This is a genomic window from Paenibacillus sp. KS1 (assembly GCF_001680695.1).
In the GTDB taxonomy this organism is placed as follows: Bacteria; Bacillota; Bacilli; order Paenibacillales; family Paenibacillaceae; genus Paenibacillus_B; species Paenibacillus_B suaedae.
Genome location: NZ_MAIS01000142.1, coordinates 1 through 8,538, shown reverse-complemented (window position 1 = coordinate 8,538; position 8,538 = coordinate 1). Strand labels below are relative to the sequence as shown.

At 47.1% G+C, this 8,538-nt stretch carries 7 protein-coding genes; all 7 read right to left on the bottom strand.

Going from position 1 to position 8,538, the window contains the following annotated elements:
* Positions 1-205: 205 nt before the first annotated feature.
* From cas2 to BBG47_RS26445, 7 genes are read right to left on the bottom strand one after another with little or no spacing between them, the layout of a single operon-like run.
* A complete protein-coding gene (cas2, locus tag BBG47_RS26475; protein ID WP_065294238.1) occupies positions 206-496 on the bottom strand; it encodes a CRISPR-associated endonuclease Cas2 in 291 nt (96 codons plus the stop codon).
* 11 nt (positions 497-507) lie between these two features.
* Entirely contained in the window at positions 508-1,539 is a 1,032-nt protein-coding gene (cas1c, locus tag BBG47_RS26470) for a type I-C CRISPR-associated endonuclease Cas1c (RefSeq protein WP_065294237.1), read from the bottom strand.
* Positions 1,523-2,194: a CRISPR-associated protein Cas4 gene (cas4, locus tag BBG47_RS26465; RefSeq protein WP_065294236.1), complete on the bottom strand. Its 672-nt coding sequence runs from the start codon at positions 2,192-2,194 to the stop codon at positions 1,523-1,525. The genes cas1c and cas4 overlap by 17 nt, the downstream gene beginning before the upstream one ends.
* Positions 2,184-3,044: a type I-C CRISPR-associated protein Cas7/Csd2 gene (gene cas7c / locus BBG47_RS26460; RefSeq protein ID WP_065294235.1), complete on the bottom strand. Its 861-nt coding sequence runs from the start codon at positions 3,042-3,044 to the stop codon at positions 2,184-2,186. Before cas7c ends, cas4 begins: the two co-directional genes overlap by 11 nt.
* Positions 3,041-4,996: a type I-C CRISPR-associated protein Cas8c/Csd1 gene (gene cas8c, locus BBG47_RS26455; protein WP_065294234.1), complete on the bottom strand. Its 1,956-nt coding sequence runs from the start codon at positions 4,994-4,996 to the stop codon at positions 3,041-3,043. Before cas8c ends, cas7c begins: the two co-directional genes overlap by 4 nt.
* Positions 4,993-5,712: a type I-C CRISPR-associated protein Cas5c gene (gene cas5c, locus BBG47_RS26450; RefSeq protein ID WP_065294233.1), complete on the bottom strand. Its 720-nt coding sequence runs from the start codon at positions 5,710-5,712 to the stop codon at positions 4,993-4,995. Before cas5c ends, cas8c begins: the two co-directional genes overlap by 4 nt.
* A gap of 24 nt (positions 5,713-5,736) precedes the next feature.
* Complete coding sequence (locus tag BBG47_RS26445) at positions 5,737-8,184, bottom strand: CRISPR-associated helicase/endonuclease Cas3 (protein WP_065294232.1); 2,448 nt, start codon at positions 8,182-8,184, stop codon at positions 5,737-5,739.
* Between the last annotated feature and the right edge of the window lie 354 nt (positions 8,185-8,538).

The following is an 8,538-nucleotide window of genomic DNA, read 5'->3' as shown; positions in this document are numbered from 1 at the left end:
CAATCCACGCATCCGCATAGGATGCGACAGCGATTTTTGACCAAAACAATCAAAAAAACTGGATATAGTGATTGAATTAATCAAAATTTCGCGATTATTGGAAAAAACAACTGACAACCATACATCAACATCATGGAACTGGTATAAAAATGGCAAAAATCAGGTGCGAATGTCCCAAGGAAATCATGTGCACTTCACATTCGCACTAGAAAATTAATGACCCGTCCAAATCGATCGATTCCTTCACACCGATATGCTCCACCTTGTTCTTATAGTTATTGCCTAACTGATAGAATCGAAGGCTGTCTGCCTTCTGATCAATTATATCTGCAAGCTGGATCTTGAGAGCGGCGAATTGAGTGGCATCCACATTGCATTCGAACACCGAATGCTGCACACGCTGACCATAATTTTGGCACATCTTCGACACCTTGCGCAACCGTCTCTGTCCGTCACTACTAGTGGTGCTGACATCATACGTAATTAACACCAACAATCCCATAACACCTACTTCCACAAAAATGGAGGGTATTCATCCAGATCACCGCGCAAATAGCGAGCTAGCAACAAAGCTTGGGCATGCGGGACCAATCCCCAGTTTATGTCTTCCCCGAGAAAAGGATGGCTAATCTTCTCTTGTTTTTTCTTCTGCCACGCATCCAAAAACTTCTTTCGCGCCTCATCCGTCATCAGGACGGCGCCATTTTCCTTCTTGAAAAAATCATCTTTATTCACAATACGCTTGTTGATCAAGCTGAGAACAAACTTGTCCGCATAGACGCCCCGCAGTTCTTCCATCACATCCAACGCCAGAGACACTCGTCCCGGCCGGTCACGATGCAGAAAGCCGACATAGGCATCAAGCCCGACTGCTTCCAAGGCGGCTGCCATATCATGAGCCAGTAAGGTATAGGCTAGCGACAGCATCGCATTGACGTTATCGAGCGGCGGTCTGCGCGAACGTGTGTGAAAATAAAAATCATCCGGCTGCTGCAAGATCATGTGACCGAACACTCTGTTGTAGCTTACAGCAGCTTGACCTTCCAAGCCTCTCAACCGCTCTAAATCCTCACATGCCCTGACTTCAAGCATAAGGGCGGATAGCGGCTCCGACACCGCTTTGAATTGTGCCACATCCACCCGCAGCGGATAATCCCGGGTCATTCGTTCAACCATCCATTTATGATTGTATATCTTAGCTACGATAAACTTGCGGGCAATTTTCGCTGACCAAGCTTCATCCTCGGATATCGCATATTGCTTTTTCCTTAGCACAACGTTGCCTTTGCTCTGCCCGATGACCCTAGCTAGAAACCTTCCGCTCAGCGTCAAAAAGGTAATCGAAATATTCCGATCCGCACAATATCCCATTAAAGCCGGACTGGCCCCCGTATATCCGAAGGATACGATTGCTTCCAGATTATGCAGCGGCAGTCTGCCCAGCTTCTGCTGCTCCTTCAGCAGTACGATATTGTCACCGTCCAACGACAAATAAACGTCGGGCTGGTTTATATACAACGTATTAAGAAGACGCCTCATCCTTGATCTTCCCCTCAATATAGCTTTTGACCGTCCGTTTATTCATCAGTGCGGGCAAACATATCGAATGAAGCGAACAGCTTTTACAAAATGCTCCTGTCTTCACTTTCGGCGTAATCTTGCGCTTATAATAATCATGCATCTCTGCGGCGATCTTCCGTACCTTCTGCTTCACATCATCCGTAAGCGGCACTTCAATCCGATGCTTCAGCTCTTGATAAAAAAGGTATCCAGTCTGTACATCACACAGCAGCATCTCTTCCAGACAGATCGCTTGCGCCGCCAATTGCAGCACATCCGATTCATCCTTCTTCGGCTTGCCGCGCTTGTATTCGACCGGATATGCCAAATATGTGCCATCCGCTCCGTTGATAGGTACCCCACGCTCATCGCGGAGGAACTCTACAACATCGCACACTCCGGTGAACATCAGTTCATGCGATTTCACAGACATCGCACGAACGACAAGCTTATCGCCACGCTTTTCTCTCGTAAACGGCTGATCGGCATGGCGATGGAGATGCTGCCCTTCGATTGTTCTTACATTCTCCTCCCACTGCTGCTCTACATGAATGAGTGCCCATTGCCGCTTGCAAAATTGAAAGTGCTGAATGCCAGACAGAAGTAAAAAGTCGTCCTCATCCTTACAGGCCATCAATAACCTCTACCTTCAATCCTTCCAACTCATCCCACGCAATTGTATAATCCTCTATGGATTTAGGTTCCTCCTTGTTTTTGCTAACCTTCAAGGAACGGTGTACTTTGGCTGAAGAATACTGACCAAGCTTCGAATGATGCTCCCACCAGAACAATTTCACTACTTCCATACTGCCGTCTGGTCTGGCAGAAGATGCGTCATTTTCGAACAATGTCACGAGTGCCTGCTTGATCTTCTCCGCATCGTCATTCGAAAATCCCGTCTTCTCTGCTAATTGGGTGTTAATGCTGCCGTAGCAGACATACACGCCAAAGTCAACGCGGTGCTTCATCCCCATCGTGTCCGAACCTTTCTCTTTGCCCGGTTCAGAATTTACGCTTTTCGTAATTTGCATACTCGTAATATCAATCGGCTCTACGCTCGTTGCCGTATGGATCGACACCGGCCCGCGCACGCCAACCGAGACACCTTTATCCGCTCCCCCTTTGAAAGCGAACACTTGGCCAAAGCTCCGGACATCAATCCATTCCTCACAAGCTAACTTGGCGAACTCCTCACTTGATCCGTCTTTTGCTTTCATAATTTTAGCTAGCGTCTCATTTGCTTCGGCACGTTCTCTCAAGCTCTTGAACGAATCCGTGTTGCGATCATTGGATTGGACGAAAATAGACTCGCCGTTGTCTTGCAATCGATTTCTTATTTTACGCTTCAAGGCCACATCCGATATTTCGCCATGTCCGTCATAGTTCTGACGCGGACGATTCCCGTTCAGCGGGTCGCCATTGGGATTTGCCTTCGTTACCGAAAATACAACCGCAAAGTCAACTTTATGATCCAAAACTGTCATGATTCCAGCTCCTCTTCATTGGATTGTTGGATTGGGCTTTCTTTATTCTCTTTTTTTTGATAGAGCTCATGTCTTTGACTATAGAAACCTAACAGATACTTTCCTGATAATGGCTTGTTATTAAAGTCATCAGGATGAAATGCAGATGCAATCTCGTCGATGATTCCAGATAAATAATAGCCTTTCGACCCTAATCTCGCTTGGTACGGCTGCAAGCTGGCTTGAATGGTTCTCCATGTTCGTTCTGGATGCTGTGCAAATGAATTCATATACCGAACCGCATTACTGGCACGCACATGACTTGACCCTGATTTGCCGGATCGGCGTGCTTCTTCGTCCAACACCCGACGCTCCAACACATCAGCAACCGCCAGCAACCGCCCGAACAGATAGCTTCGATCCATATTTTCCTTATCCAATGCCACCTCGTATCCCTCCTTTTTATTCAGCGAATCTTTATTGACCAAGGCGCAAGCGATGCTTAACGTCTTTTCCCATTCCCATTTTTCCATCGAGATCGGGTTGGAAGCGCGGCGGATCGCACTATTGACAATGTCAGACGGAATCTCTCTTTCATCCACGATAGAAGGCAGCATGCGCTCCATTAATCCCTTCACGATCTTCTCGTTCGCCTTGGAGCCATAAGCTGCAAATGCAATATCCTTCGTAGACGGCGCACCGTAAAACTGTACAAAATCTCCATTTTCGTCCTTGCGATAACGGTGCAGCCATACACAGGTCGTGTGCCATTTCAACAAACGGTCGAAGTATTGCTGCTTGTCCATCATCCGATAGTAGAGCACGGCCATTCGCCCTGTTGTCGCCGAGTCGAGAACAAGCAGATTTACATGGGATTCAGAAGAAGAGGCGAGCTTATTGCGATAGCCATCCAACGCCTTAGCCACTTCTTGTGCCAACTCTCGATTCGTGTAGGATTTTTGCTGTACGACGAACGGGGAAGGATCAAGTGAGAACGTGTCGTCTTCCGGGGCCGGGACATAAAGCGCATCGTTCGCCCATACGAGAAAAACGCGCTGATCAATAATCTTGCCTTGCCGCTGAATAAGCCACTTTAATGCATTATGGGCTTTCTGCGATACTTCGTAGCTGATGCTTGCCACTTCATCACTATGACTGAACCGTCCTCTGAAGGTGAAGCCGCTCGTATCATTCGCCGAGATGAGCTTGGCTTTATCTGCCGCGTTGCGGATCTTATTCGCATGCTTGTCTGTACCGGGCAGCATGTTGCCTGTTACATAGCAGAGCTTCTCGGCTCCAAGCCTCTGGTTGTAATACTGCACGAACGATTCGTACATCTCCGGATCATCCCAGACCTTTTCCAAATGCTTGCTCGACGAGTAGACGTTAAAACGAATGAAAGCACTATCTTGTTCCCCGGTCAGTACAGCAAAAATCTGCGGTTTCTCGCTGTACATAGAGACATATTTTTTGTCCCATTTTCCGATCAGATGGTTATTGGCATCCAGTACCAGCTTCTTGTCCTCCACCAGGTCCTGTATCAACCGTCCTTTGCTCACATACGCATATATGCTCTTCACTTTGGCATGGGCATAGGGAGATGACGCCCAGTCTCCTAATTGCTCGATATAAGCGGTGAACGGATCTTCCTTCTTTACTGGCCCGCCATAGGCCGTATAGTCTCCAGCCACATAGCTGATTTTATCGTGCAGCGGATACGGTGCCACCTTGGAGCCCGCCCGGCTCGACGAAGCTTCCGTGCAAGGTATTAACGTACTGCCATCGCTCTTATCGACGAAGGTTGCAGAATGAAATTCGCCGTCTTCCGTTACATTTACTTCGATATGTGCCGTCTGCGTCGTATGCGAAATCGGCAGCAGCGTATATTCTTGCTCGTTGTACTTTTTCTCGATGACGCCAACCCGATCCAGATTCGCTTCATACGTTTTATATAATTGCAGCAACCAGCTCATCTTGCTTCACCCGCTTCCATTTGGGCAAACAGATCATCAACAGATTCCATATGATCGCCCGTGAACTGCTTAGGCTCCATATCCGCAACAGCGCGTACTTGGGTACATTGCTCCGGCGCAATAAACTCAATCATCCCGTTCCGCATAACCGGATTCCACAGGCGCGTCTCCATCTGCCTTCTGCCGGTCTCATCCGGGTAGTTAATGCCATGTACCATCGTTCCCAGATGGATATCGCCATAGTTATCGTAGAAGCTCTCACCTTCCCCGAACACACAAGGTTCCACATAACCTTGGCACTCTCTTGACCCGAGAAAGATGTCCCGGCGCCCACCTGCTTGCAGGGAACGCTTCAGTATATTGTGATGCTTGTGCTCATTGCGGTCGTATTCCAGATCTGGTCTGTGCGGGTTAAAAATAAAATGTGCTCTACATTGGTATCGCACATCTTTTAAGTAAGTATAGTTAGCCAGTGTGTTGCCCCCACCGTAGTCAATGGGCCGAACCCCCTTAGATTCCATGCGTATCGGATTCATGACGCGTACTGCATCCACGATAAACAGCAAGGTCGGCTTCCAATAGATTGATTCTACAATTCCCTTCAAAGCTTGATAGGTAGGCACCTGGTAAGATAGCTTTTCTCCGCCCAGCTTCGTTAGTGGATCGGTGAACAGAGCATAGTTCCCATATACCTCGAACTCGATGCTGTTCCTCATCACGCCGCCTCCTTTCTATAGGTATCAAAAGGACAATAATCCCATTTCACTTTCATTTTCAAGATCCACTCCATAATCTTCACTGTAAGCGCCTTCTTTCAGCACGAGAACGCTCCCATCCAGACAGCTATCCAGCCCGCCACTGCGATCTAGTTGTTGGAGCTCATGCTTATAGAGATTAACCGTGAATTGCTGCGCTTTCCGCAGCAACAGTGTGAGATCATCAATGGTGGCAGCTCCGTTCAGGTCGGCAATAACGTCTTTGCCTTCACCATAAGGGACAATGACGGATGTCGTATGACTATCTATGACCTGAAAATGCTTCGCTGCCGTGCCATAGCTGTTCGCGATAAATAGCGGAGGCTGTGCTTTCTTCGTGTGACAGTAGGCTTGAAAATACGTATCTTCTCCGCCCCGTTCTCCGTACAACAACTCCGTCATGTTCTTTCTCAGCTTCGGAATAGGATAGTTCAAGTTCAATTTGAATTCCGAATAGTACTCTTGGAAATACCACTCCATCGCCCGACGTGACAATATGTCACCACCATGAGCCGACGAATCACGCTTCATGTCGATGAGCATCTTCTTCGCCGCTTCTTTGCCAACCCTGATTTCCATCAGCTTGTCCAAATTCTCTTCCGCATGATCTATAATATAAACCTTCCGAATCCCATCCTCTCCATGCCGGTTGCAGCGTCCTGCCGCTTGCGCAATCGAGTCCAATCCGGCCAGAGAACGTATGACACAACCGAAGCTGACATCAACCCCCGCTTCAATTAGCTGTGTACTAATGCAAATGACTTTTTCCTCTCGCTCCAGATGCTCCTTCACTTTCTGCAAAATATGGAACCTGTGCGCCGCACACATGGAGGTGCTTAAATGATAGACGGGAATAGCCTCGCCTTGCTCTTCCATGGATCGTGTCATCAATTGCCGATACAAGTGTTTGACCACAGACTTCGTATTCAAAATAATAAGAACACTGCCAATATCTTCGATTGTATCTTGCACAAAGTCAGCCAGCTTATCGGTATCGAACGTCTCCCCCGTCGCTTGATCTACAATCTCGACTCGCTTGAATGCTTCAATGACATGATCAATGTTGCCTATCATTTCGCCGTCTGAATTAATATCGAGCTTCTGCTCCACGAAGTCCAGTGCTGGCTGCGTTGCCGTACAGAGAACGATGCTGGATTGACCATAGTGCTTAAGGAAGTTTAGTGCCTGATTGAACAACGAAATGCAAGGTGTTGGAACCTTCTGCACCTCATCGAATATAATTACCGCTTCGCACAAATTATGAAGTCTCCGAATGTTACGGCTCCCGTGAGCAAAGAACACATTAAGGAATTGCACCATCGTCGTAAAAATAATAGGAACATCCCAGTTATCCTTGGCCAGCTTGGCTTTCTGCTGCTGTGTCATGGCGAAGCCGTCCAGTTCTTCATCATCATCGTGTTCATGTTCAACTACGTTAGAATGATGTTCCAATATATTCAACTCGTCCTCTAAAATACTGCGAACCGTTGCGGCATTCTGTTCAATAATTGTAGTATAAGGAACGACATAGATAATGCGTTGTTTGTGAAAGGTCATGGCATGCTTCAAGGCGTATCGCAAACTTGCTAACGTCTTGCCGCCTCCGGTTGGTATCGATAAGGTATAGATTCCAGACGGTTTCGCAGCAAATTGCTCACATTGCGCTGACATCTCACTTCTGAGCCTATTAATAGACGTATTGGCATCTTCATGCTCTGCAAACAAACATACCTTTTCCAGTAATTTCGCATAGTAGTCTTCGAACAGGTTCGCCACATTCACTTTTGGTTCTTTGTGTACATTAGCTTCAAAACATCTCGTGTTCGTCCGGTCTGCATCAATCAATGCACTGAACACGAACTTCGTGAGGAACATGAGCTTCCGTTCAGAGCTGCCAGTCGTATTTTGCGCCATAAATTGTTCCAGTTCTGCCGCAGCCCGATCTACATATTGATGAAATTCCCACTCGCTTATGACATGCGTAAAGAAGGATTGCTTGCTTTCCTCATATTCTTCCGGCTGCTTATCCCTAACACGCCTTAAATAAGGAGACTCCAAATCCTGATTGAGATAATCATGCAAATAAGAGTGGTGCGAAATGATGGCGTTGCCGACAACTTCAGCTAACAGGCCTTTATATTTCGTGATATTGGTCATATGAAAAAACTCGTATAAAAGCTTGCCTCCTGCTGTCGAATGGTCAACGCTGCCTCTCTTAACTGGCACATTAGAACCACTTACAGCCGCTATAATATACTCGCGAAATTCTTGTGAATATTTTCCCATATCGTGGAGCATACCTGCTAATCCGGTCACATGGGAGACACCCAGCTTCGTCCCGTAACCTTCCGCTAATGCCCTCACCTCTAACAAGTGCGCCTCGACTGTCTGTACCTGTTGGTCACTTTCACGAATATGAGCAATCGAATTCATATCAACGCTCCTCATTGTGTGTCATGAATTTCATGATATGAACAAAGACAACAAAAGCAATACTTTTGACCTATTTCTACAGAACCCCACAATTATCTACAATTTACCATATTGTTTGTACATAGTAAACGACAAATAGTGAACAAAAAAAGGACATCTACCGAACCAGCATTAGTTCCATTGATGTCCTGTGCAGGTAATTTAGGTATTCGATTCGTGCTCCCATATCGGATATGACTCGCCACTCCACCGCCTACTCAACCTACACGACATCCGCGTAGGTTGCGACTTCACCCGATTGATGCGCGTTGACATCCTGGATGCATTTCAATCCACGCATCCGCATAGGATGCG